The 25,800-nt window shown below is 63.0% G+C and carries 20 protein-coding genes and 1 tRNA gene; 20 read left to right on the plus strand and 1 reads right to left on the minus strand.

Annotation, left to right across the window (positions count from 1 at the left end):
* Position 1: 1 nt before the first annotated feature.
* The 17 genes from ABCN07_RS06270 to ABCN07_RS06350 all read left to right on the plus strand — a co-directional run bounded on the left by ABCN07_RS06270 (position 2) and on the right by ABCN07_RS06350 (position 20,839).
* Positions 2-1,030: an RluA family pseudouridine synthase gene (locus tag ABCN07_RS06270; protein WP_343005876.1), complete on the plus strand. Its 1,029-nt coding sequence runs from the start codon at positions 2-4 to the stop codon at positions 1,028-1,030.
* Between the two features lie 51 nt (positions 1,031-1,081).
* Positions 1,082-2,383 carry a glycosyltransferase family 2 protein gene (locus ABCN07_RS06275; RefSeq protein ID WP_343005877.1) on the plus strand — a complete coding sequence of 434 codons (1,302 nt, stop codon included), beginning with the start codon at positions 1,082-1,084 and terminating at the stop codon, positions 2,381-2,383.
* Between the two features lie 385 nt (positions 2,384-2,768).
* Entirely contained in the window at positions 2,769-4,280 is a 1,512-nt protein-coding gene (locus ABCN07_RS06280; RefSeq protein ID WP_343005878.1) for an IMP dehydrogenase, read from the plus strand.
* A 211-nt stretch (positions 4,281-4,491) separates the two neighbouring features.
* Positions 4,492-7,056 carry a leucine--tRNA ligase gene (gene leuS / locus ABCN07_RS06285; protein ID WP_343005879.1) on the plus strand — a complete coding sequence of 855 codons (2,565 nt, stop codon included), beginning with the start codon at positions 4,492-4,494 and terminating at the stop codon, positions 7,054-7,056.
* A 58-nt stretch (positions 7,057-7,114) separates the two neighbouring features.
* On the plus strand, positions 7,115-7,684 hold the full coding sequence (locus ABCN07_RS06290; protein WP_343005880.1) for a PASTA domain-containing protein: 570 nt from the start codon (positions 7,115-7,117) through the stop codon (positions 7,682-7,684).
* A gap of 292 nt (positions 7,685-7,976) precedes the next feature.
* Positions 7,977-8,513 (plus strand): ribosome maturation factor RimP, encoded by a 537-nt coding sequence (gene rimP, locus ABCN07_RS06295; protein WP_343005881.1) that lies wholly within the window; start codon positions 7,977-7,979, stop codon positions 8,511-8,513.
* 90 nt (positions 8,514-8,603) lie between these two features.
* Positions 8,604-9,863, plus strand: a complete 1,260-nt coding sequence (gene nusA / locus ABCN07_RS06300) for a transcription termination factor NusA (protein ID WP_343005882.1) — start codon at positions 8,604-8,606, stop codon at positions 9,861-9,863.
* Between the two features lie 84 nt (positions 9,864-9,947).
* The gene (gene infB / locus ABCN07_RS06305) at positions 9,948-12,563 is read left to right on the plus strand and encodes a translation initiation factor IF-2 (RefSeq protein ID WP_343005883.1); all 2,616 of its coding nucleotides are present in this window, start codon (positions 9,948-9,950) and stop codon (positions 12,561-12,563) included.
* Positions 12,564-12,645: 82 nt separating this feature from the next.
* Complete coding sequence (rbfA, locus tag ABCN07_RS06310) at positions 12,646-13,098, plus strand: 30S ribosome-binding factor RbfA (RefSeq protein WP_343005884.1); 453 nt, start codon at positions 12,646-12,648, stop codon at positions 13,096-13,098.
* 3 nt (positions 13,099-13,101) lie between these two features.
* A complete protein-coding gene (locus ABCN07_RS06315) occupies positions 13,102-14,178 on the plus strand; it encodes a bifunctional oligoribonuclease/PAP phosphatase NrnA (RefSeq protein WP_343005885.1) in 1,077 nt (358 codons plus the stop codon).
* 8 nt (positions 14,179-14,186) lie between these two features.
* Positions 14,187-15,146: a tRNA pseudouridine(55) synthase TruB gene (truB, locus tag ABCN07_RS06320; protein ID WP_343005886.1), complete on the plus strand. Its 960-nt coding sequence runs from the start codon at positions 14,187-14,189 to the stop codon at positions 15,144-15,146.
* A complete protein-coding gene (locus ABCN07_RS06325) occupies positions 15,146-16,381 on the plus strand; it encodes a riboflavin kinase (protein WP_343005887.1) in 1,236 nt (411 codons plus the stop codon). The genes truB and ABCN07_RS06325 overlap by 1 nt, the downstream gene beginning before the upstream one ends.
* Before the next feature lie 23 nt (positions 16,382-16,404).
* A complete protein-coding gene (gene dnaG, locus ABCN07_RS06330; protein ID WP_343005888.1) occupies positions 16,405-18,303 on the plus strand; it encodes a DNA primase in 1,899 nt (632 codons plus the stop codon).
* A gap of 145 nt (positions 18,304-18,448) precedes the next feature.
* Positions 18,449-19,723 carry an RNA polymerase sigma factor RpoD gene (gene rpoD / locus ABCN07_RS06335; RefSeq protein ID WP_343005910.1) on the plus strand — a complete coding sequence of 425 codons (1,275 nt, stop codon included), beginning with the start codon at positions 18,449-18,451 and terminating at the stop codon, positions 19,721-19,723.
* Between the two features lie 238 nt (positions 19,724-19,961).
* Positions 19,962-20,213 (plus strand): hypothetical protein, encoded by a 252-nt coding sequence (locus tag ABCN07_RS06340; protein WP_343005889.1) that lies wholly within the window; start codon positions 19,962-19,964, stop codon positions 20,211-20,213.
* Positions 20,203-20,583 (plus strand): hypothetical protein, encoded by a 381-nt coding sequence (locus tag ABCN07_RS06345; protein ID WP_343005890.1) that lies wholly within the window; start codon positions 20,203-20,205, stop codon positions 20,581-20,583. Before ABCN07_RS06340 ends, ABCN07_RS06345 begins: the two co-directional genes overlap by 11 nt.
* Before the next feature lie 182 nt (positions 20,584-20,765).
* Positions 20,766-20,839, plus strand: a tRNA-Trp gene (locus tag ABCN07_RS06350).
* 315 nt (positions 20,840-21,154) lie between these two features.
* On the opposite strand, the gene ABCN07_RS06355 is transcribed toward ABCN07_RS06350, so the two are convergent.
* On the minus strand, positions 21,155-21,373 hold the full coding sequence (locus ABCN07_RS06355) for a hypothetical protein (RefSeq protein WP_343005891.1): 219 nt from the start codon (positions 21,371-21,373) through the stop codon (positions 21,155-21,157).
* Between the two features lie 232 nt (positions 21,374-21,605).
* On the opposite strand from ABCN07_RS06355, the gene mscL reads away from it, so the two are divergent.
* The 3 genes from mscL (at position 21,606) to ABCN07_RS06370 (ending at position 25,795) form a co-directional block, all read left to right on the plus strand.
* Positions 21,606-22,043, plus strand: a complete 438-nt coding sequence (gene mscL, locus ABCN07_RS06360; protein WP_343005892.1) for a large conductance mechanosensitive channel protein MscL — start codon at positions 21,606-21,608, stop codon at positions 22,041-22,043.
* Between the two features lie 131 nt (positions 22,044-22,174).
* Positions 22,175-23,935 carry an ABC transporter ATP-binding protein gene (locus ABCN07_RS06365; RefSeq protein ID WP_343005893.1) on the plus strand — a complete coding sequence of 587 codons (1,761 nt, stop codon included), beginning with the start codon at positions 22,175-22,177 and terminating at the stop codon, positions 23,933-23,935.
* Positions 23,936-25,795, plus strand: coding sequence for an ABC transporter ATP-binding protein (locus ABCN07_RS06370; RefSeq protein ID WP_343005894.1), 1,860 nt, complete (start codon positions 23,936-23,938; stop codon positions 25,793-25,795). It abuts the gene before it with no gap.
* Positions 25,796-25,800: the final 5 nt, after the last annotated feature.

Raw genomic sequence — 25,800 nt, forward strand, 5'->3', positions numbered from 1 at the left:
CATGGCGCAGCGCATAGTCGACCTTCTCGTGGGGCCGGAGTCCGATGGCTGCCGCCTCGACGCGTTCCTTGCGACGGGCGAGGGCATGCCGTCTCGCTCCGCTTGCTCAAAACTCGTGGAGCAGGGCTTCGTCACGATCAATGACACGCCAGCGACCTCGAAGAGCGAGAAGGTCCTTCTCGGAGACAGGGTGCGCGCCACGGTTGACGACCCCGAGCCCCTCGTGCCCGAGGGAGGCCTCGCGCCCAACCCCTACATCGACCTCGACATTCGGTATGAGGACGAGCACCTCATCGTGCTCTCCAAGCAGCCGGGCCTCGTCTGCCACCCGAGCCCCGGTCACGTTGATGACACCCTCGCGAACGCCCTCGTCGCCCACTGCGGGCTCGCTCACCTGGGGACGCTTCAGGGTGATGACCGTCCGGGCATCGTCCATCGCCTCGACATGGACACTTCCGGTCTCATGCTTGCCGCCAAGGACGATTCAACTCAGAAGGCGCTCCAGGACCTCATCCGCCTGAGGACTCTCGACCGCCGTTATGTCACGCTGGTCTGGGGCTATGTCGCCGCGGATTCGGGCACCATCGACACGGGCATCGCGCGCTCCACGCGTGACCGCATCCGCATGGCCGTCTCTGACGAGCCGGGTGCGCGTGAGGCGATCACGACCTTCCGTGTTCTCGAGCGTTTCGAGGCGGCGCGTCGCGACGAGGGCTACACGCTGCTCGAGTGCCATCTCTACACCGGCCGCACACACCAGATTCGCGTTCACATGCGTCACATCAACCACCAGGTTATTGGAGATCCGCTCTACGGGCGCGGCGACCTTGCCCAGAATCTTGGTCTCACGAGGCAGTTCCTGCACTCGTGGAGCGTCTCTTTTGCGCACCCCGTGTCCGGAGAGACCGTAGAGCTTCGCGACACACTCCCTAATGACCTCGCAGCTGTACTAGAATCGCTCGAAGGTCGTTCGATGGGCCGCACCGAGGCGGGGGAGGGTATCTGCCCCATGCTCCTTGGGCGCGCCTAGCACTCGTTTGGCCATGGTCGCATAAGCATTCGATTCGAGCGAGAGGCCGTTTTGGAACTCAATCGTCTGGGTATCACGCCCATTGTGGTCTTCAACTTCATCATTTGGTGCTTCTTCACCTTCGCGTACTTCTACCAGTTCGTCTACATCCTTGTGACGTGGAAGCGCGGAGAGGTCAAGCTCCCGGAGGCAAAGAAGAATCATCGCTATGCCTTCTTCATCGCCGCGCACAACGAGGAGAGCGTGATCGCAAACCTCGTGCGTTCGATCAAGGCTCAAGACTATCCCTCCGAGCTCATTGACACCTTCGTGGTGGCGGACGCCTGCACCGACAACACCGCGGAGGAGGCGAGGCGAGCCGGCGCCATCGTCTATGAGCGCAATGACCTCGCCCGCAAGGGTAAGAGCTGGGTTCTCGATTACGGCTTCGCCCGCATCCTTGAGGAGTATCCCGGCAAGTACGAGGCCTTCTTCGTCTTCGACGCGGACAACCTCCTGTCGCCCACCTACGTGACGGAGATGAACAAGGTTTTTGACCAGGGCTACCTCGTGGCTACGAGCTACCGCAACTCCAAGAACTTCGACTCGAGCTGGATTAGCTCTGCCTATGCGCTGTGGTTCCTTCGCGAGGCCAAGTTCCTCAATAACTCACGCATGCTCTGCGGTACGGGCTGCGCCATCTCCGGCTCCGGCTGGATGGTCTCGTCGCGCATCATCCAGGGTATGAACGGCTGGGACTTCCACACCCTCACGGAGGACATCCAGTTCTCGACGTTCTGTGCCGCCAACGGCATCCGCATCGCGTACGCCCCGGCCGAGTTCTATGACGAGCAGCCTATCGACCTTAAGAGTTCCTGGACCCAGCGCATGCGCTGGACTAAGGGCTTCTACCAGGTGTTCTTCTCGTATGTGGGAGACCTGATCCATGGTGTCGGCAAGAAGCGCTTCGGCTCCTATGACATGCTGATGACCATCGCGCCGGGCAACATCCTGACGCTCGTCTCCGCCTTCGTGAACACGGTCTATCTCGTCATCGGCGGCCTAAGCCACGGATTTCTCGCTACACAAAATGAGCTCTCCATGGCGGTGGGCTCGCTCATGATGACGTTCGGCTCGATGTACGTGACGTTCTTCGTCCTCGCCGTCATCACGACGATTTCTGAGCGCAAGCACATCATCTGCCGCAAGGAGCGTCGCTGGCGCATCTTTACGAACCTCTTCACCTTCCCGCTGTTCATGATGACCTACATCCCCATCTGCATCGCGGCCCTCTTCAAGAAGGTCGAGTGGGTTCCCACCAAGCACACGGTTTCCATCTCCATGGATCAGATCAACGCCGCCGAGAACTCATAGAACCCCTGCTACTTTGGTTCATTGCGTGGCCATGTGTTCGCTCTAGCCGGACGTTAGCATGGTCACGCTTTCTTTATGCGTTGCATCCTTGCGCTTGCGGCGTGTGCCGACCTGAAAAAGGGACAGTCCCTTTTTCAGGTTATGCCTCGCGTGTTTACGTTTCCGGCGCTTGCCCGTGCATTCATCCGTGCGTGCGGCGCGTGCCAATTCGCGCGTCGGGTGGCGACTTTCGTTCGCGCATTGTGCGACCTGCCAAAAGGTTAGGTCCCCTGAATTAGATAGTGGTAGCAAGCCATCGGTATCAGACGTTACAATTGTCAAGATTGAGTCGGCATACGGCCAGCGGGCCCCCGTCCGCGGCAATAGACAGATTGGGAGAGCATACATGGCAACGTTCTTCGAAGGCGAATCGCACACTTTCTCTGAGTACCTGCTCGTACCTGGCTATTCTTCTTCCGAGAACATCCCGGCGAACGTCTCCCTTAAGACGCCCCTGTGCCGCTACAAGGCCGGTGAGGAGCCGAGGGTCACGCTGAACATCCCCATGGTCTCCTCCATCATGCAGGCCGTTTCTGGCGAGCGCATGGGCATCGCCCTCGCCACCGAGGGTGGCATGAGCTTCATCTACGGCTCCCAGACCCCCGAGGCCGAGGCTGCCATGGTCAAGGCCGTCAAGGACTACAAGGCCGGCGTCGTCGTGTCCGACTCCACGCTCACGCCCGAGATGACGATGGAACAGGTCATGCGCCTCAAGGAGCAGACCGGCCACTCCACCATGCCCGTGACCGAGGACGGCTCGCCCCATGGCAAGCTCCTCGGTATCGTCACGAGCCGCGACTACCGTCCCTCCCGCGATGACCATCAGGCCAAGGTCGCCACGTTCATGACCCCGCGCGAGCAGCTCATCGTGGGCACCGAGGAGACGACCCTCAAGGTCGCCAACGACATTATTTGGGACAACAAGCTCAACGCCCTTCCCATCGTCAACGCCGATGATTGCCTCGTTGGCATCGTCTTCCGTAAGGACTATGACTCCCACAAGTCCAACCCTGACGAGCTGCTTGATGCCCACAAGCGCTACATGGTCGGCGCCGGCATCAACACCCGTGACTACGCCACCCGCGTGCCCCTGCTTCTCGAGGCTGGCGCCGATGCCCTCTGTATCGACTCTTCTGAGGGCTTCTCCGAGTGGCAGAAGCTCACGATCGACTGGATTCGCGAGAACTACGGCGAGGACGTCATCGTCGGCGCCGGTAACGTCGTTGACGCCGAGGGCTTCCGCTACCTCGCCGAGTGCGGCGCTGACTTCGTCAAGGTCGGCATCGGCGGCGGCTCCATCTGCATCACCCGCGAGACCAAGGGCATCGGCCGTGGCCAGGCCACTGCCCTTATCGACGTCTGTCGCGCCCGTGACGAGTACTTCGAGGAGACCGGCATCTACGTTCCCGTCTGCTCCGACGGCGGCATCGTCTATGACTATCACATGACCCTCGCCCTCGCTATGGGTGCGGACTTCATGATGCTCGGCCGCTACTTTGCCCGCTTCGACGAGAGCCCGACCAACCGCGTGAACGTCAACGGCCAGTACATGAAGGAGTACTGGGGCGAGGGCTCCGCTCGTGCCCGCAACTGGCAGCGCTATGACCTCGGTGGCGCCGCGAAGCTTTCCTTCGAGGAGGGCGTCGACTCCTACGTGCCGTACGCCGGCTCGCTGAAGGATGGCGTCAACATGACCATCTACAAGATTAAGTCCACGATGTGCAACTGCGGTGCCAACAGCATCAAGGAGCTCCAGGAGAAGGCTCGACTAACGCTAGTCAGCTCGACTTCCATCGTCGAGGGTGGCGCTCACGACGTCGTCCTTAAGGATCGCACCCAGTCTGTGTCCTTTAACTAGGACAACGTAGAATCGTTCCTGTGGCGCCGTCCTTCGAGGTAGAGGGGCGGCGCCTTTTTGTTGGGGGAGACGTGGTGGCGCTAGGATTGCGAGCGATCTGTTCGCCGTGGTAACCATTTGGATAACCGGGCGTTTTCCGCGATCTCCTTATTGTCAGTAAAGCTGCTACTATTTAGCAGTTATCCGCTTGTATCCATGGAGGGCACGTACGATGTGCGACGAGAAGACTAACGATAGGCACGAGTTCCCCGCCTATGACGCTCAGGCCATTGAGGAGAAGTGGCAGCGCGTCTGGGCCGAAGAAGGCACCTACAAGACCGACGAGGATCCCAGCAAGCCCAAGAAGTACGTGCTGGAGATGTTCCCGTACCCTTCCGGTGACCTTCACATGGGTCACGCCCGCAACTACACCATCGGCGATGCCATGGCTCGCCAGGCTCGCATGCGCGGCTTCGACGTGCTTCACCCCATTGGATTCGACGCCTTTGGCCTCCCCGCGGAGAACGCGGCCATCAAGCACAACACCCAGGCCGGCAAGTGGACGTACCAGAACATGGATAACGCCCTCGCCACCATGCGTCGCATGGGCTTCTCCTATGACTATGACCGTCTCGTCCGCACCTGTGATCCCGAGTATTACAAGTGGGGTCAGTGGATGTTCCTCAAGATGTGGGAGAAGGGCCTTGCCTATCGCGCCACGTCTCCGGTGAACTGGTGCCCCAAGTGCCAGACGGTCCTCGCTAACGAGCAGGTCGTCGACGGCAAGTGCTGGCGTTGCGGCTCCGTGCCCGAGAAGCGCGAGCTCTCCCAGTGGTACCTCAAGATCACTGACTACGCGCAGGAGCTCCTCGACGACCTCGACAAGCTTGAAGGCTGGCCTGAGAACGTCAAGGCCCAGCAGCGCAACTGGATCGGCCGTTCCGAGGGCGCGGAGATTGACTTTACCCTCGCCGCCGAGGACGGCGTGACGCCCACCGATCGCAAGATCACTGTCTTCACCACCCGTGCCGACACCCTTTTCGGCGTCTCGTTCTTCCTGCTTCCGCCCGAGAGCCCGCTTGCCGCGGAGCTTGTCGCCGGCACCGAGCACGAGGCTGCCTTCAAGGAGCTCAAGGCCGCCACGGAGAAGGTCTCCAACGTCGACCGCCAGGGCTCTGAGCGCGAGAAGCACGGCATCTTCACCGGCCGCTACGTCATCAATCCGATCAACGGCCGCCCGGCCCCCATCTGGGTCGCAGACTACGTCCTCATGGACTATGGCACCGGTGCCGTCATGGGTGTTCCCTGCGGTGACCAGCGCGACTTCGACTTCGCCAAGAAGTACGGCCTCGAGATCGCTCCGATCATCTGCGAGAAGGATGACCCCCTCTACGATGAGCTCAAGGACGAGCGTGAGCTTCGCGTCACGTCCGTCGACTGGGACCACGCCATGGTCGCCGAGGGTTACCTCGTCCAGTCCGGCGAGTTCACCGGCCTTAAGGGCGGCAAGCACTCTGAGGCAGTGGACGCCATTCTCGGCTGGCTCTCCGAGCGTGGCCTTGGCCGCGCGAAGGTCCAGTTCCGTCTCCGCGACTGGCTCATCAGCCGCCAGCGCTACTGGGGCAACCCCATCCCGATGATCCACTGTGACTGCTGCGGCGACGTCCCCGTGCCGTATGACCAGCTGCCGGTCACCCTGCCCGAGAACCTTGACCTTGGTGCCGGCGAGACCCTCGCCGAGTACGCCCCCTTCTATGAGACGACGTGCCCCAAGTGCGGTAAGCCCGCGAAGCGCATCACGGACACGATGGACACTTTCACGTGCTCCAGCTGGTACTACCTGCGCTATTGCGATCCGCACAATACCGAGCTCCCGTTCTCCAAGGAGGCGGTTGATCGCTGGATGCCTGTCGACAACTACATCGGCGGCATCGAGCACGCGATTCTCCACCTGCTCTATAGCCGCTTCTGGACCAAGGTCCTTCGCGACCTCGGCATGATCGACGCCGACGAACCCTTCACCAACCTGCTCTGCCAGGGCATGGTCAAGGACGAGAACGGCGAGACCATGTCCAAGTCCAAGGGCAACGTCGTGCCGCCCTCCAGCGTCATCGGGCCCTTCGGCGCGGACACCATGCGTCTTGTCATCCTCTTCATCGCCCCGCCCGAGAAGGACTTCGACTGGGACGAGAAGGCCGTCGCCGGTGCAAACCGCTTCATCAAGCGCGCCTGGTCGATCGTATGGCAGCTTTCCGAGGGCGCCCAGGCTGGTGACTTCGATTACACGAAGCTCGATGGTCAGGCGGCCGAGCTCTTCCGCACGCTTAACGGCCTTGGTGCCCGTTGTACGGCCGACTACGATCGTGGTCAGTTCAACACCGCTATCTCCGCAGTCATGGAGATCGTGAACGCCGCGAGCAAGTACCTCATCGAGACCCCGGCCGATGAACGCAACCACGAGCTCGACTATCGCGTCGCCCACGACATCGTGGCGATTCTCGCGCCCATCTGCCCGCACTGGGCCGAGGAGCTTTACCACGAGGCCCTGCACCTCACCGGTTCTGTCTATAACGAGCCGTGGCCGGAGTTCGACGTCGAGCTCTCTCGTGCCGACACCGTCGAGATCGCCGTCCAGGTAATGGGCAAGGTCCGTGCACGCGTGAACGTCGCCGTCGATGCCAGCCGCGAGGACCTCGAGAAGGCCGCCCTTGAGGCCGTCGCCTCCCAGATCGAGGGCAAGACCGTTCGCAAGGTCGTCGTCGTTCCCGGCAAGCTCGTCAACGTCGTAGCCAATTAGTCCGTCTATGCGGGGCGCTTCTTGCGCCCCGCCGTCATGTTATGAGGTGAGGTCGGCCATGAAGTGTCCGCATTGCGGTCGTGACCTTGGGGAGGGTCTGCTTCCCACTCGCTGTCCCGGTTGCGGGAGCGCCTTGTCTGGCGCCAAGAGGGGGCATAGGGCCAATCGTCACGAGCAGCGTGCATCTGCCGACCTCGCCGCCGCCTCTCGCAGGAGCGTCGAGGGCCTTTCCGGCATGGGCGCGGGCCGTCGCTCTCGCGGGGAGACCGGCAAGCGCGTCGCTCGTCTTTTCCTTGGCTTTCTGCTGGTCGCGGTGTTCTGCTGCCTGGTCTTCTTCATGGCCTATCGCGCCGAGCTCATTGGCGGCAGGACAATCCCCAACGTTGTCGGCTCTGGCACCGAGCAGGCGACTTCTCGCCTCTCTGACAAGGGCTTTAACGTCGGGGTGAACGAGGTGGAGTCGACCGAGCAGCTAACCGGTCGTGTCATCTCGACCAACCCGCCCGCCGGCACGCGTGCCGACAAGGGCTCGACCGTGACCATCGACGTTGCGAAGAACCCCGAGACAGCGGCTGCGAACGATGCTCCGGAAACAGCCGGAGAGGCCGTCGCGGAGGCGGGGGAGTAGCGGCTCTTTTGGGAGCGGCGTCTCTTTTGCCTGACGAGGACACTCCGGTGACTGGCTGCGCGCCTTTCCGCCGATCCTAACCGGAGCTAGGCTTCGCAAGGAGGATGCGAGTTGTGTGCTCGACTTGTGACATATCTGCACACACAAAATGCATCTTGACGTGTTACCTGCTTGTTTATTAAACTGTCTCCGATAAGAGTGTTTGATTGAGGGATGTGGGGTGGAGTTTTCGCCCCGCATCTCTTTGTGTGTAAGCGGGGGTTATACGCCTCGCGCTGGGAAGGAGGGTCACATGGCAGAGGACAAGGCCGCTGCAATCCTCGAGGTCCTCGAGGTAGCGGGCGCTCAGCATGGCATCGACGTCGTTGACGTGGAGGTCGTTGGCGCCACCAAGGCCCCTACGGTTCGCGTCCGCATCGACTGGGCCTATGACCCGGAGAACGCGGAGAGGGGCACCATCTCGCTCGATGACGTCGCCGCTCAGACCGAGTGGGTTTCCGAGGTTCTCGACGCGTTCGACCCGTTCTCCGGCTCCTACACCCTCGAGGTGAGCTCGCCGGGTCTCGATCGCCCGCTTCGCCGCGAGACCGACTTCGAGCGCTTCGCTGGCGAGACCGTCGCCCTCACGACGACTGCGGTTGAGGGTCGTCGCCGTTACTCCGGCAAGCTTGTCGGCATGCGTGATGGCTCCGTCGTCATCGTCGATGACGAGGGCGAGGTCGAGATTCCCCTCTCCGAGGTACGTCGCTGCACCATCAAGCCTACCTTTGAGAAGGGCGAGAAGAAGTCCTTCGACAAGCCCAAGAAGGGCAAGGCGCAGAAGGCCTAACGGCTTTCGTTCGCGGGTCTGCCCATTTCGCACTCAGTTTGGAAACGAATGGCCTAGAGCCATATGACAGATAACCAGGAAGGAACGCACATGGCATCTGAGATGATGGAAGCCCTGATGATGCTCTGCCAGGAGAAGCACATCGACGAGCTCTACCTGCTCGACCGCCTCGAGCAGTCGCTCGCCGCGAGCTACGCCAACGTCATGCGCCTCGACTTCGGCGCCAAGGTCACCATCGACCGTACCACCGGCAAGATCTACGTCTACAAGCTCATCCCGAAGGATGACTCGATGGACGAGGAGGGCAACTACACCGAGTTCGACGAGGTCGACGTCACGCCCAAGGACACGAGCCGCATCGCCGCGCAGCACGCCAAGGCCGAGATCAATGCAATCGTCCGCAACGCCGCTCGCGAGCAGATCTACGAGGAGTTCTCCGCTCGCGTCGGTGACATCATCACCGGCACCGTCCTCCAGTCCACGCCTGACTTCACGATCGTCAAGATTCGCGAGGGCGTCGAGGCCGAGCTCCCGCACTTCGATCGCAAGCGTCACCCGGAGGAGCGCAACGAGCGTCCGGCCGGCGAGCGCTATAGCCACAACCAGCGCATCAAGGCCGTCATCATCGACGTCCGCGACCCGAACGCCACCGTGCAGCCCGTTCGCGGCGAGCACTCCCGCCCGTCCATCGTGGTGAGCCGCACCCACCCGGAGCTCCTCCGTCGCCTCTTCGAGCTCGAGGTCCCCGAGATTTACGACGGCGTCGTCGAGGTCCGCTCCATCGCTCGTGAGGCCGGCGTCCGCTCCAAGGTCGCCGTCTCCTCCCTCGATGACCGCCTCGATCCGGTCGGCGCCTGCGTCGGCCCCAAGGGCAGCCGCGTGCGCACCGTCGTTGGCGAGCTCCGTGGCGAGCGCGTCGACGTCGTCCTGTGGAGCGATGACCCGGCTCGCTGCGTCGCCAACGCGCTCTCCCCGGCGAAGGTCTCCCGCGTCCTGTTTGATGAGGACACCAACTACGCCACCGTCATCGTCCCGGACGATCAGCTCTCCCTTGCCATCGGCAAGGAGGGCCAGAACGCCCGTCTCGCCGCTCGCCTGACCGGCATGCACATCGACATCAAGAACGAGTCGCTCGCCGCCGGTATGCTCGAGGGCATCTCCGCGCCTTCCGCCGAGCCCGAGGACCTCATCGACGTCGACGAGGCTCATCGCTGCGAGTACGTCGGCGCCAACGGCGTCCGCTGTCGCAACATGGCTCGCCCCAACTCCCGCTACTGCGGCGTCCACGAGGCCATTGCCCTTGCCGGCGACGACGTCGAGGTCTCCGACGACCCGGACTCCCTGATCTAGGATGCTCGAGCCCAGACGGCTCATTTGACTTGAAACCCTGCGGGCAAGACCCGCAATGATTGCCCGCACAGGAAGGTAGGTCACATGGCAAAGACCCGCGTACATGACCTTGCCAAGGAATTTGGCATGACGAGCAAGGAGATGCTCGGCCACCTCGCCGACATGAAGATCCCGGCGAAGTCCGCCTCGAGCACCCTCGAGGATGCCTACGTCTCGATGATTCGTAAGAAGATGGCTCCGATCCTCGAGGCCCACGCCGCGGAGATCGAGGCTGCCAAGCAGGCCGAGGCCGAGGAGAAGGCCAAGGCCGAGGCCGAGGAGCGCGCCCGCGCCGAGGAGGAGCGTCTCGAGGCCGAGAAGCGCCGCGAGGCCGAGCGCGCCAAGGAGGCCGAGGAGCGTGCTCGCCTCGAGGCCGAGCGCAAGCGCAAGGAAGAGGAGCGCGCCGAGGCCGAGCGCAAGCGCAAGGAAGAGGAGGAGCGTAACCGCGTCCGCGACAACGCCCCCAAGTCCGTGCCTTCCATGACCAGCCTGCTTGACCAGATCGCCCAGCAGGAGCAGATCCTCAAGGCGCAGCGCGAGGAGCAGGCCGCCAAGAAGGCCGAGGCCGCCCCGAGTCGTTCCCGTCGTGGTAACCAGCACGCTACCGCGAAGAGCGCCCCCAAGGACGAGGGTCCCGCCACGCCCGAGAAGGCCGCCACTGCGCGCGGTCGCGGCAAGCGCAAGGGCCACACCGAGGATGACGGCGAGGATCGCTACAGCCGCATGGCCAAGGCCGCCGAGGAGTACAACCGCGAGCGCGTCCTCGAGGAGGCCCGCGCCAGCGTCGAGGAGGCGTCCCGCGAGTCGACCGGCCGCCGCAAGAAGCGCAAGGAGCGCCGCCAGAAGCAGGCCGAGCAGGCCGCCAAGGAGCAGGCAATCGAGGAGGCCATCGCGAACGACCAGAACGTCGCCGAGATTGGCATGGTCAAGGTCCCGACCGGCTCCACCGTCGCCGAGCTCGCCGAGCTGCTCGACGTTCCCGCCTCTGACATCGTCAAGCGCCTGTTCCTCCTGGGCAGCCCGCTCACGATGACGCAGTCCATGTCCGACGACCTCATCGAGCTCGTCGCCGATGACCTCGGTCGCGAGGTCAAGGTCATGAGCAAGGAGGAGGAGAACTCCTTCACGTTCTACGACGATCCGGCTGACCTTCTCCCGCGCGCTCCCGTCGTGACCGTCATGGGTCACGTCGACCATGGCAAGACGTCCCTGCTCGACGCCATCCGCCACACCGGCGTTGCCAGCGGCGAGGCCGGCGGCATCACGCAGGCCATCGGTGCGTCTCAGGTCAAGATCGGCGACCGCACGATCACCTTCATCGATACCCCTGGTCACGAGACCTTCACCGCCATGCGTGCCCGTGGCGCCAAGGTGACGGACATCGTCATCCTGATCGTCGCCGCGGACGACGGTGTCATGCCCCAGACCGTCGAGTCGATCAACCACGCGAAGGCCGCCGGCGTGCCCATCATCGTGGCCGTCAACAAGATCGACAAGCCCGGCGCCAACCCCGACAGGGTCCGTCAGGAGCTCACCGAGTACGGCATCATCCCGGAGGAGTGGGGCGGACAGAACATGTTCGTCAATATCTCCGCGAAGAAGAAGATCGGCATCGACGAGCTGCTCGAGACTGTCCTTCTCCAGGCTGACGTCCTCGAGCTCAAGGCCAACCCGAATACCTTCGCGTCCGGCAACGTCCTCGAGGCCAAGCTCGATCGCGGTCGCGGCTCCGTCGCTACGGTCCTCGTGACCCGCGGTACGCTCCACATTGGCGATTCCCTGGTCGCCGGCATGGCCTACGGATCCGTCCGTGCCATGCTCGACCCGAAGGGCCGTCCGGTCACCGAGGCTGGCCCCTCTGACCCGGTCGAGATCCTCGGTCTCCAGAGCGTTCCCGCCGCCGGCGACGAGTTCCGCGTCTTCACCGAGGCCCGCGAGGCCCGCGCCCTCGCCGAGCAGCGCGCCCTCAAGGCCCGTATCGAGGAGCAGAACCGCGTCAAGCACGTCACGCTCGAGACGCTCTTCTCCACGATGGAGGACGCCGAGGTCAAGGAGCTCAACCTCGTCATCAAGGCCGACGTCCAGGGTTCGATCGAGGCTCTTCAGGACTCCCTCGACAAGATGGATCAGTCCGAGGTTCGCATCAACACGATTCACTCCGCCGTCGGTGCCATCACCGAGACGGACGTCACCCTTGCCGACGCCTCCAACGCCATCATCATCGGCTTCGGCGTGCGTCCGGATGCCAAGGCCCGTTCCGCCGCTGAACACCAGGGCGTCGAGATTCGCTGCTACGACGTCATTTACAAGGCCCTCGAGGACCTCGATGCCGCCCGCATCGGCATGCTCAAGCCCACGGAGGTCGAGGTCTCCACGGGCATGGCGCTCGTCCTCGACACCTTCAAGGTGCCGAAGGTCGGCATTGCCGCCGGCGTCCGCGTCGAGGAGGGCGAGATTGCCGCTACCAACTCCGTGCGCCTCGTCCGTGACGGCATCGTCGTCTACAACGGCAAGATTGCGTCCCTGCGCCACTACAAGGAGGACGTCAAGACCCTCCGCAGCGGCCTCGAGGGCGGCATCGGTCTCGAGAACTTCCAGGACATCAAGCCTGGCGACCAGATCGAGGCCTACCGCATCGACGAGGTCGCGCGCACCGAGTAGCCTCGGGCGGGTATAACGCTAGTAACGTACCTGGGGCGGCCCAACGCGGGTCGCCCCTACTTGACCAAAGAAGGTGGAAACGATGAAGCAGAACTCCTCTTCGCGTAGGAACGGCGAGATCGCGCGTGAGAAGCTCGCCAGCATCCTCCTGTTCGAGATCTCCGACCCCGATCTCGAGCTTGTGACCCTCACTGGTTGCGAGGTGTCCGTCGACCGCTCCTTCGTTCGCGCCTACGTCTCCTGCGAGCCCGAGCGCTACGAGTCCGTCATGGCGGCACTGAATCGCGCCAAGGGTCGCCTTCGTTCGCTGCTCGGCCGTGCCCTCGGTTGGCGCGTGACCCCCGAACTCGCCTTCTCTCTCGACACCACTACCGACGAGGCCGAGCGCATCGCCGTCGCCCTCGAGAACCGTCCTCCCACGATTGACGTCGAGAAGGACGAGTTCGGCTATCCCGTCGTCGATGGCTCCGGGGACGATGAGGACGCCGATGGCGCTGATGATGTCGACGCTCTCGAAGAGGACGCTGAGGCTTAAACCATGAACGTAGGGGACGAGAAGGTCTTCTCAGAACAACGAGAGAAGTTCGCGCAGGTGGCTGCACTCATTGATGCTGCGACCGAGATTGTCATCTGCGCGCACACCAACCCGGACGGCGACGCCCTGGGTTCTGGCCTTGCGCTCGCGCAGCTCATCTCCCAGCACTGGGAGGACAAGCACGTCACGAACCTGCTCGCTGACAACGACCCTATACCGCGCCTGTACCGCTTCCTCCCCGGAGCGGATTCCTTCGTTCGCGCAAGCGCGTATGAGGGCGATCCCGACCTGTTCATCATCGTCGACCTCTCCGTCGCGTCACGCCTGAATCAGGCTCAGCCAGTGCTCGAGCGCAGCGCGCACGTCGCGATCCTCGACCACCATCCGTCCACAACGCCCTTCGGCGACGTCGCGCTCATTCGTCCCGACGCGGCCGCTGCCGGCGTGATCATCGCGGAGTTCGCGCTTGCGATGGGAGCCACGATCACTCCCGACATCGCCAACTGCCTGTTCTGCGCGATTGTGACCGACACGGGCCGCTTCCAGTACCAGAACGCGGATTCCGAGGCGTTCGAGTGCGCCAGCATGCTTGTGGATGCGGGCGCGTCGCCCTCGCTCATCTCACTCAACGTGTACCAGAGCTTCAGGCTCGCCTACCTCCACCTCGAGAGCGTGGTCATGGGCAGGATCGTGACGTTCGAGCACGGGCGTATCGCCTACAGCTACGCCACGAGGAAAGATCTCGAGCGTACGGGCGCCTTGCCTGACGAGTGCGACGGTCTCATTGATGTCGTTCGCAGCGTCGAGGGCTCCGAGCTCGCGCTCTTCCTCAAGGAGACGCCGGACGGCCTGATCCGCGGAAACCTCCGCTCCAAGGGAGACCATGACATCTCCGTCGTCGCCCGCGCCTTCGGGGGAGGTGGCCACAAGGCCGCGTCCGGCTTTACGACGGACATGGGCATCGACGCCACGCTCGCCGCGGTGCTGCCCCTCATGCGCGCCGTCCTCGTCGCGGGTCCCGGCGAGAGTCCCACCCCCATTGCTCGACAGCTATCGTTGAACATCGACCGAGAGGCATAACGACACCTATGCGACGTGGCACATCTGGAATCAACGCCCTTCTCGCGGTTGACAAGCCGTGTGGCATGACCTCGCATGATGTGGTCTCCCGCGTGAGGCGCGCGCTCGGCGAGCGTCGCGTGGGGCATGCCGGCACGCTCGACCCGGACGCATCCGGCGTGCTCGTGGTTGGCGTGGGGCAGGCGACCAAGCTCCTTGGCATGCTCACGCTCGACCGCAAGAGCTATCGCGCACGCATCGAGTTTGGCTCGCAGACCACCACCGATGATGCCGAGGGCGAGGTCATTGCATCTTCTGCGGTGCCCTCTGAGCTTTTCGATGCCGACGTCGCCGCGCGTGCGGTGGCAGGCCTCGTGGGCGAGCTTGATCAGATGCCTCCCGCCTTTAGTGCCATCAGCGTGGGTGGCAAGCGCGCCTATGCGCTCGCGCGCGAGGGCAAGGAGGTTAAGCTGTCGCCTCGCCATGTGACTATCCACGAGGCGAGCCTGCTTTCCGTCACCGGCGAGGGCACGGCGGAATCGCCCCTCGTCTGGGAGTGCGACTTCGACGTGTCGAAGGGCACCTACATTAGGAGCGTCGCGCGTGACCTGGGGCTCGCGCTTGGGACCCACGCTCACCTCTGCGGTCTTAGGCGCACGAGTGCGGGCATGGTGAGAATCGCCGACTGTGTGTCGCTCGACGAGCTCGCCGAGCGTGGCCGCGACTTGATGGCGGACCGCGCGCTTGACCCGGTTGCCTGTCTCGGTATCGCCACGCGCGCGGTCGAGGTCGCCGAGATTGCGGATATCACCTGCGGGCGTCACATTCCCATGGGTCTCGTTTCGCTCGATGGCGCCAGCCGCGAGCCGAGGCCTGGCGAGCCTATTGCGCTCGTGTGGGACCACGCCCTCGTAGGCGTGTGGCAACGCCGCTCGACCGATCTCGTCTGCTCCACCAACTTCCCGCAGGCAATCGAAGGGGTTCGCTGATGGCAAAGGGTTCAATGGGGAAGGCCGCGCCTGCGGGGATGCCCGAGGCCGTGGCTGCCGCAAACTCCACGGAGCTTGGCCGCGAGCTCATGGACCTCGCGCCGGAGATGCCCCTCGCCGCCGCCCGCGCGCGAGAGCTCCTCTCGCTCTCGGGGCGTCTTCTCGACACGCCCGAGCCGGCGGAGCTAGCCTCTCTGGCAGTCGAAGGCTCCGAGGGTTCCGATAAAATTGTCTCGTACATGACGTATGGGCAGAAGCTCCTGAAGTCTGATCGCTACGTCTGCGTAATCGGTGTCTTTGATGGAGTGCATCTCGGCCACCAGGAGCTCCTTCAGTGTGCGGCGCGAGATGCGGCAGAGCGGGGAGACAAGCTTGCCGTTCTCACGTTCACGCCAGACCCGGCGGACGTGCTTTCCGGTCCCACTCCCTCTTCAAAGCTTCTTTCGGACGAGGGGCGCGTGAACGCGATGCTCGCATTCGATGGGGATGAGGATTGCCCGGATGTCAGCTCGGTCGTCTGCGTCGACTTCGACCGCGAGTTCGCGTCGCTCACGTGGGCGGAGTTTGCCGGCGAGGCGCTTGGCCTCATCTTTGGCGACGAGTTCGAGGACTATTTCGAAGCTGCCTTCGTTGGGTCTGACTTCCGTTTTGGTGCCCACGGCGAGGGGGACCTCGAGCTGTTCCAGAGGGTCGGTGATATCCGCGGCTTTGACGTCACGGGCGTTGATCTTCTCGAACAGGGCGGCGCTCCCGTTACGGCGACGCGCATCCGCGGACTGGTGCATGCGGGGCGTGTCGAGGAGGCCGCCGGGCTTCTCGGCCGTCCGCACATGGTGGTTGGCAGGATCAAGCACGGCAGGGGAGAGGGGGCGTCGTTTGGCTTCCCCACGGCAAACATCGTCTGCGACCCCTCTGCATGCGTGCCCGAGCAGGGCGTCTATGCCGGCTTCGTCACGATTGCGGATGATGATGGTGCCCGCAGTGCCTATCCCGCCGCCATCAATGTCGGCCTTCCGCCGAGCTTCAAGGGCGAGGTACCCGAGGGCACGCTTCTCGAGGCGAACCTCATCGGCTTTGACGGGGATCTCTACGGCAGCAAGGCGTGCGTCTCCTTCGTGAGGTGGCTGCGCGACTCCCGCCCGTTCTCCACGCTCGAGGAGCTCGAGCGAACGGTGCTCGGAAACATCGACTGGGCGGGCCGCGCGCTTGGCGGACGGGGCATCAGAATCAACTAACGACGAGGTCAGGGGGGTGTCACATGATTACCGAGGAGGACAAGGAGCGCGTTCGCCAGGCAACCGACATCGTCAACCTCGTCTCAGAGACCGTCGTGCTCAGGCAGCGCGGCGGCGACTTCTGGGGTTGCTGCCCCTTTCACCACGAGAAGAGCCCGTCGTTTCACGTGACGCCGTCGACTGGCCTGTGGCACTGCTTCGGCTGCCACTCAGGTGGCGACGTGTTCGACTACGTCATGAAGCGCGAGGGCCTCGACTTCCTCGATGCCGTTCGCTTCCTCGCGGAGCGAGCCCACATAGACATCGAAGAGGGTCAGGGGACGGCGAGGCGCGGGCCCAAGCGCACGCGCGTGATCGACGCGCTCGAGGCTGCCCAGGCCTCTTTCTCAACCCGCCTCATGCGCGGGAGGGGTGACGGCGCCGCCGCCGCGCGCGCCTACTTCGCGAGCCGTGGCTTTAACTCGGACATCTGCTCTCGCTGGCATCTCGGCTATGCCGACCCGTCCGTGTCCGTCGTGCGCGAGCTCCAGCAGGCGGGCTTCTCGCGAGGCGAACTCGAGGCCGCTGACCTGGGCGTCTCTCGCGGTGGCGGTCTTCGAGACCGCTTCTTCGACCGTGTGATGTTTCCCATCCATGACGAGCAGGGCCGCTGCATCGGCTTTGGCGGCCGCGTGATGGGGGATGCCAAGCCCAAGTACCTCAACACGCGCGAGACGAGCGTGTTCCACAAGTCCAAGCACATGTTCGCCTTCGATTATGCGAAGGAGAGCATCGCCGCGCGTGGGTTCGCCATCGTGACCGAGGGCTATATGGACGTCATCTCGATGCACGAGGCCGGCTTCACCAACACCGTGGCGGCGCTCGGCACCGCGCTCTCCGCAGACCATATCCGCACGCTGTCGCGCTTCGCGAAGACCATTGTCTGCATGTTCGACGGCGACGCCGCCGGTCAGCATGCGGCCGAGGCGGCCGTTCGTTATGTCGAGAGCACGAAGGCGTCGCTTACCTGCGTCGTGCTTCCAGACAACCAGGACCCTGATGAGTTCCTGAAGGCTCACGACCGCGAGGCGATGGAGGAACAGCTGCGCCAGGCGAGGCCCCTCATCGAGTTCGTTGTCGACAAGAAACTCGAGACGCTCGACCTTTCGAGCCCCGGCCTGAGGATCGCCGCGCTCGAGGAGATCGCGAAGGTGCTCGCACCGCTCAAGTCCTCGTATCTCCTCGATGGCTATGCGCAGCAGGTCGCCGGCAGGCTTGGCATCGACGTCGAGGTGACGAAGGAGAAGATTCGCTCCACACCCGTCGAGGGGGAGGAGACGGGGAATGCTCCCGCCGATGACTATGGCTATGAGTACGCGCCCTCGGGTGGCTATGGAGAAGCGTATGCGCCCGCGGATGACTACGGCTATGACTACGTGCCAGAGCCGGAGCCCATGGTGCAACCGCAGCCTTCGGTCTCTCTTGGCGCGCTCTCTGCCGAGGATCGTACGCAGATTCGGGCGGAGAGGAACCTGCTCGCCATGATGGCGGACAATATCGACCTGTTCCGTGGCTACGCGGACCGCATCGCGACCTTTGCCTGGGCTGATTCGCGCCATGAGGCGATTGCCTGGTCGATGCTCGCGACGCCGGTGGGCACCACGCCCGCAGACGTCGTTGCTGCCGCGACGCGCGCCTGTCCGGACGCGCCGAAGATCCTCTCGGCGAGCTCCTTCTCCTCGACAAGTGCGTGGGACACGCAGACTAACGTCGAGTTCGTCGTCAACGAGGCTGAGATTCGCTCCATTGACCGGAGGGTTTCGATGCTCACCGCGTCCCTTGCCGGCGGCGCAGATCCGGCACGCTCCCGCGAGGCGCTTCAGGAATTGGGGCAGCTCCGGGCGCGCCGGGGTGAGTTACGGGCATCACAGCCCCTTGAATAGCGATTCTCTGGAATTCTATGAGTTAAACCCCGATATCAGGGTAAGATAGCAATAACTGTGCATCGACGGCCATGTCGAGAGGAAGTCCGTGGCAACGAGTAAGAAGGCAAAGAAGGAAACCAAGCTCTCCGCCGATCTCGAGGGGGTGTTTGGTCAGCTTGTCGACCGCGCCAAGGGGGTCGGTTCCGTCAGCGAGGATGAGATTCAGGTCGCTCTTCGTGACGTCGACGTGGATGATGACAAGCTCGAGGATCTCTACGGGGCCCTTCGTTCCCGTGGCGTCGAGGTCCTCTCTGATGACGACAGCGACCCGGACTCTGATATCGAGGAGTCTAGCGACGACGATGACAATGACAACGTCGGTATCGGCTCCCTCGGTGACGATGACGACGATATGCCTCGCGAGAAGATCCCCGCGATTCCTGCCGCTCCCAAGCGCTCCAAGAAGGGCTCGAGCCTCAAGGCTCGTCGCCGTCAGGACGCCGCCACGGTGATGCTCACGGGCGACCCCGTCCGCATGTACCTCAAGGAGATCGGCAAGGTGGACCTTCTCACCGCCGCCGAGGAGGTCGACCTCGCCATGAAGATCGAGGCCGGCACCGAGGCTACGGAGAAGCTTGAGGCCCACGAGAGGGGAGAGCTCGAGCTTTCCCGCGTCGAGCTCCGCCGCCTCAATCGTGTCGAGCAGGTGGGTCTCGAGGCCAAGCAGTCGCTCATCTCCGCGAACCTCCGCCTCGTCGTTTCCATCGCCAAGCGTTACGTTGGTCGCGGCATGCTCTTCCTCGACCTCATCCAGGAGGGCAACCTCGGTCTCATCCGTGCTGTCGAGAAGTTCGACTACACGAAGGGCTTCAAGTTCTCCACCTATGCCACGTGGTGGATTCGCCAGGCCATCACCCGCGCCATCGCCGACCAGGCGCGTACGATCCGCATCCCGGTCCACATGGTCGAGACGATCAACAAGCTCGTCCGCGTTCAGCGTCAGCTCCTGCAGGACCTCGGTCGCGACCCAACTCCCGAGGAGATCGGCGAGGAGATGGGCATGAGTGCCGAGCGCATCCGCGAGATCCAGAAGATCAGCCAGGAGCCGGTCTCCCTCGAGACGCCGATTGGCGAGGAAGAGGATTCCCAGCTCGGCGACTTCATCGAGGACTCCCAGGCTGTCGCTCCTCCCGAGGCCGCGAGCGATTCGATGCTTCGCGAGCAGCTCGAGCAGGTGCTCGATGGTCTTGCTGATCGCGAGCGTAAGGTCATCAAGCTCCGCTTTGGCCTTGAGGATGGCCACCCGCGCACCCTCGAAGAGGTCGGCCGCGAGTTTGGCGTCACGCGCGAGCGCATTCGCCAGATCGAGAGCAAGACTCTGGCCAAGCTCCGTCACCCGAGCCGCTCCGGCAAGCTCAAGGACTACATGGAGGAGTAAGCGCGCTTGTGTTTGCCCAGCTATGCCCATATACCTTAGTTGATCTTGGACTAATTTAGACTAACTGGTTTTAAGCTCTTCCCGAAGGAACCCAAAAAGCCTCTTCGTGGCCACGTGCCGCGGAGGGGCTTTTGATGTGTGCGCGGTCTGAACCCTCGCGTCAGACTTCGTCGCCGAGTCTATTCCCATCCCCGAGCTGCTCACGCAGGATAGCAACCCGACGACCGCCGAGGCGGGGATGGCGCTGGACCGCGCTGTACTCAGCGTCACCTACGACAGGGCAACGGTGAGCCGCGTCGCGTACTACCAGGCGGAGAGGCTCGAGGACGGGGTCATTCACGGCTTCGTAGAGATGTGCTCCGAGCTCGTGGCTAATGACGCGGCGAGGAGCCTCAACACGACGATCATGAGGAACGCGGCGCGCGACATGGGAAGGGCGTCAGGTTCGCGCGCGTCGCCAGTGGGAGGAACACCTGCGCGTGGTGCCTGATGCTCGCCGGCAGGGGTCCGTGTACCACACGCTCGAGTCGGCCAGTGCGCTGGGCAAGTTCCACCGGAACTGCGACTGCAAGATTGTGCCGAACTTCGAGGGAGACAGGTACGTCCTTCTCGTCGAGGGGCACGACCTCTGGACACACCACGTCCTGGAGCAGAACGGTATAAAGACCCAGACGCACGGCGCGGCCGACATCGACCTGACCATCAATGTCGAGTGGTGGGAGGGCAAGAGTCCCAAGCCAATCGGCGACTCAGCCAGAGACGGGGGGAGTCTCTCATTCATCGAGAGGAACCTTCGCAGGGCCTCTCACCAATTCAGGGATAGGGGGGCACGGCAGCGCGCGGGTCGTCCTCAACCTTAGGTATAGGCACGCCGCTAGCGACGACGTACTGATAAGGGAGCCGAAGAGGCGTATGGCTATGCACGACGTCGCGGAGGTGCTCTTCATAAAAAGCGACGGAAGTTTGGAGCATCTATACAAGTGAAAGCCCCCAAGTGTCTCTAGCAGACCCATGGAGGCTTTCGCTAACCAAATTCTAGCACGCGCCATTAGCTCAACGGCAGAGCGGCGGTCTCCAAAACCGCTGATGGTTGCTCGACACGCCCATGGGGCGCCATTCGCCGGGGCGTGGCGGAATTGGCAGATGTGCATGCCTCAGGAGCACGCGGGCTTCGCCCGTGCGAGTTCGAGAACGTGCGTCGTGAGAGTGCCTTCGCAACGAATATCTCAGGCGTTAAGTTCATGAACTGAGGAGCGAGGGGGCGCGGAAGCGCAGTGCGCTTAAAGCCTTGATCCTTGATGGGGCGTAGGACTGCCTAAAAGAATGAAGCGACGATACTCTGCCCAGGCTCTTAACCCGGGGGGTGTTCGTCGCTGCATGAAAAGTTAGTCGCAATTCGGGGTGTAGCGGAACGGGCGGGCTCGGACGTGGTTAGAGCTCGCGGGTGAAGTTGATGCTCACGAAGAACTTGGGAGCGTTGCGGCTCCTGCGCTCTTCGAGCTCACGCTCCCTCTCGCGATCTTCTTCGCGCATGACTCGTTCAAGCTCGGATGGGGTCATCATGATGCCGCCGTAGGAAAACTTTCTCTCTAACTTGCTTTTGTGCAGGTAGTCATCAAGGTCGAAGTCATCATCGTAGTCGTCATGCATGGTGGGCCTCCTTAGCCTCGCCAGGTCAAACCCATACCCTATCTCAGATACTACCCGCTATTGCGGACATTAAGTTTCGGCCTCGATCGAGGCCGTAGCGCACCGATTTTGCTGCCGCCAAACAGTATGTACCCCCTATGGTTTGCCTGGCGATAAGCGCGCGGTAAGACCCTGTGCCTTGGCTCGTTATGCTTGACGCGGATGTTTGCAACTACATCGCTCGGGGGCACCCATGAAGAAGCTTGTCAAAGAGTTCCAGGAGTTCATCAGCCGCGGCAACGTCATAGACATGGCCATCGGCGTCATCATCGGCGGTGCGTTCACCGCCATCGTCACCTCGCTCACGGAAGACATCATCAACCCGCTCATCAAGCTCATTGCCGGTGGCAATGTCGGCGAGATCGGCGGGCTCGTCGTTCCGGGTACGGAGATCGATTTCGGAAAGTTCCTCGGAGCCATCATCAACTTCCTCATCGTCGCCGCGATCGTCTTCGCGATCATCAAGGCATTCAACGAGGCACAGAGGCTTGCCCTGAGCCGCGTCCACACCGAGGAGCAGCCGCCCGCCGCGCCGGCTCCTATCTGCCCCTTCTGCCTCGAGGAGCACAAACCCGGCGCGACTCGCTGTCCGCACTGCGGCTCCGAGCTGCCTTCCTCTGATGATGCCTAGCCCTTCGGGTCGGCTCTCGGTTTACAAGTTCCTTACGGCGAACGCTTAGTATGATTGGACGCGTTTAGTTTGCGCGTCCAATCTTCTTTATGCGGGATGTTCCTGCGCGATTCGAAAGGCGCTCACTCGCTATGCTCGATTTCCTCAAGCGATTCTCCGGTCCCTACATGCGCTATTTCGTGCTGGGGCCCCTTTGCAAGCTCATCGAGGTGTTCTTCGACTTGCTCACGCCCCTCGTCATCGCGAGGATGATCGACCGGGGCGTCATTGCCGGCGACGTTCACGCCGTTATCGTCAGCGGGGTTGCTCTCGTTGCCATGGCTGTCGTCGGCCTTGCCTTCACCCTCGTGTGCCAGAAGATGGCGGCGCTTTGCTCACAGGGTATCGGTACCGAGGTTCGCGGCGCGCTCTATGCGCACGTCAACGAGCTCTCCTCCGTCGAGCTCGACCGTTTCGGCACGCCCTCGCTCATCACGCGTATCACCAACGACGTTAATCAAGTCCAGGTCGCGGTCGCTCTCGGCGTGCGTCAGCTTATCCGCTGGCCGCTGCTCGCCGTTGGGTCCATGATCGCGGCATTGCTCATCGACGTCAGGCTCGGCCTCGTCTTTCTGGTGTCCACGCCTTTGATCGGCGTCATCTTCTGGGTGGTTATGGCTCGCTGCGTGCCGTACTTCTCGAATATGCAGAAGGCTCTTGATCGAATCGCCCTGGTGTGCAGGGAGGGCCTGTCTGGCGTCCGCGTCGTGAGGGCCTTTGTGAGGGAGGACCACGAGCGCAAGCGCTTCCGCGAGGCCACGGAAGCGCAGGCGAGTATAGCCACCGCGGTTGGTAGCCTCTCTTCCATCCTCAATCCCGCCACCTTCCTCATCATGAACGTCGCCGTATGTGTGATTCTCGTTCTCGGCGGTCAATCCGTTAACGTCGGTGGCCTCACGCAGGGCCAGGTCATCGCCTTCGTCAACTACATGACCCAGACGCTCCTCTCGATCGTCTACGTCGCGAACCTGGTCGTCGTTTTCACGCGTGCCTCCGCCTCCGCCTCCCGCATCAACGAGGTCTTCGCCGCCGAGCCCTCCGTCCGCGACGTCGCCGGGGAGTCTGGCGAGGAGCCCGCCCTTCCCGAGGGCACGCCCGCACTCGCCTTCGACCACGTCACCTTCTCCTACGGCGGCGGAGCGCCCGCCATGAGCGACGTCACGCTTGCGCTTGACCCCGGCCAGACGCTGGGCGTTATTGGCGGCACGGGTTCAGGCAAGTCCACGCTCGTCTCGCTCATCGCACGCCTCTATGACCCGGGCGAGGGCACCGTCAGCGTTTTGGGAGTCGATGCCCGTGCCTGGCCTCTCGCACGCCTTCGCCACGAGGTAGCGCTCGTGCCCCAGCGCGCCTCTCTCGTCGCCGGCACGATTCGCTCGAACCTCCTCTGGAGGGATTCTGGTGCCTCAGATGACGAACTCTGGGAGGCTCTTGAGGTCGCGCAGGCGGCAGACTTCGTGAAGGCCATGCCTCAGGGCCTCGATAGCGCGGTCGAGGCGGGTGGCAAGAACTTCTCAGGAGGCCAGCGTCAGCGCCTGACCATTGCCCGCGCCCTTGTGGGGTCACCTAGCATTCTCGTGATGGATGACTCAGCCTCGGCGCTCGACATGAGGACGGATGCCGCTCTGCGCCATGCCGTCAGGGAGCTTGGCAAGTGCGATGCCGCTGCTGGCAAGTCACCGCTTACGACGGTCATCGTCTACCAGCGCGTCTCTGCGGTCCGTTCCGCCGACGTTATTTGCGTCCTCGATCATGGTGCCCTCGCCGGCCTTGGCACACACGAGCAGCTCCTTGAAACATGCGGCCTCTACCGCGAGATTTGCGATTCCCAGCTAAAGGGGGAGGCGAACTAGATGAATCCCTATGCTTCGACCGGTTCCGTAGCGACCGTCACCGCGACCGTTGCCGGTAAGGACTCCCTCGGCGGCCCCAATGGTGATACCGGCGGATCTTCCTCCAGCATGTCCACGCTTGAGGTGACGCGAAGGCTCCTCGCCTACGTCGGGCCTTACAGGGGGCTGCTGGTCGCATCCCTCTTGAGCGCGATCGCGGGCGTGACGCTTCAGCTTTACGTACCCATCCTCATCGGTCGCGGAATCGACTGCATGATCGACGTCGGTCGAGTTGACTTTGACGTCCTCGTCCCCCTCGTACGCGAGCTCGCCGTCGTCGTGATCGCTGCCTCGGCGCTCCAGTGGGTCCAGGGCTACTGCGTGAACCGCCTCTCATACGAGACCGTTCGCGATCTTCGTAATGTCGCCTCTGACAAGCTCAATCGCATGCCCCTGTCTTTCATCGACTCGCATCCGCACGGCGACCTCATTAGCCGCGTCGTGAACGACGTCGACCAGATCGGCGACGGCCTTCTGCAGGGAACCAACCAGCTCCTGAGTGGTGTCGTGACCATCGTCGGCACGCTTGGCTTCATGCTCGCGACTTCCGTGCCCATGGCGCTCGTCGTGGTTCTCGTGACGCCGCTGTCCGTGGGCGCTGCCTGGCTCATCACCCGCCTCTCCGACAAGAGCTTCGCGGATCAGCAGCGAATCCAGGGCGAGCTTGGCGCTCACGTCGAGCAGTACGTTGGCGAGCAGCGCCTTGTCGACGCGTTCGCATTTGGGCCAGAGGCATGCAAGCGCTTCGATGAGATTAACAAGCGCCTCTACACGTCCGGCGAGCACGCACAGTTCATGAGTTCGCTCTCGAATCCCGGCACACGTTTCATCAACAACATCATCTACGCGATAGTTGCTGTGGTGGGCTGCTTGAGCGTCATCACGGGTGCCCCCGCACGCCTTACCGTTGGCGAGGTCCAGGCGTTTCTGAGCTACGCCAACCAGTACACGAAGCCCTTCAACGAGATCACGGGCGTCATCGCCCAGATTCAGACCGCCTATGCCTCTGCTCGACGCGTATTCGCCCTTCTGGACGCCACCGAGGAGGAGCCAGATGGTCCGGGGGCCATAGAGCTCGCCCGTCCGCGTGGCGAGGTCAGCTTCGACCACGTGGACTTCTCCTATGTGCCTGACCGTGAGCTCCTCAAGGACATCTGCATCCACGTGACTCCGGGCGAGCGTATTGCCCTCGTCGGCCCCACGGGCTGCGGCAAGACGACGCTCATCAACCTGCTGCTGCGCTTCTATGACGTGAACTCTGGAACCATCGCGGTGGACGGACGCTCTTCGGACGAGTACACGCGGGCGAGCCTGCGCCGATCGTTCGGCATGGTCTTGCAGGATAGCTGGCTCTTCGCCGGCACCGTTCATGACAACATCGCCTATGGGCGCCCTGGTGCGACGCGCGAGCAGGTCGAGGAGGCGGCGCGCCGCGCCCATGCGGACAAGTTCATCCGTCAGCTTCCCCAGGGATATGACACCGTCATCGGCGAGGACGGCGGCTCCTTCTCCCAGGGCCAGCGCCAGCTGCTCTGCATCGCCCGCGTCATGCTGACGGATCCCGCGATTCTCCTTCTCGACGAGGCGACCTCGAGCATCGATACGCGCACGGAGCTCCAAGTGCAGGCGGCGTTCGACGAGCTCATGCGTGGTCGCACGAGCTTCGTCGTTGCCCATAGGTTGAGTACGATCCGCAATGCCGATTGCATCCTTGTCATGCGCGACGGCCGCATCATCGAGCGCGGTACGCATGAGGAGCTTCTGAGCCTTCATGGCTTCTACTCGAGTCTTTACGAGAGCCAGTTTGCCCGAGAAGAGTAGGATAG

The sequence above is a fragment of the Collinsella sp. 1033st1_E11_1033SCRN_220408 genome (assembly GCF_039062465.1).
Taxonomy (GTDB): Bacteria; Actinomycetota; Coriobacteriia; order Coriobacteriales; family Atopobiaceae; genus Parolsenella.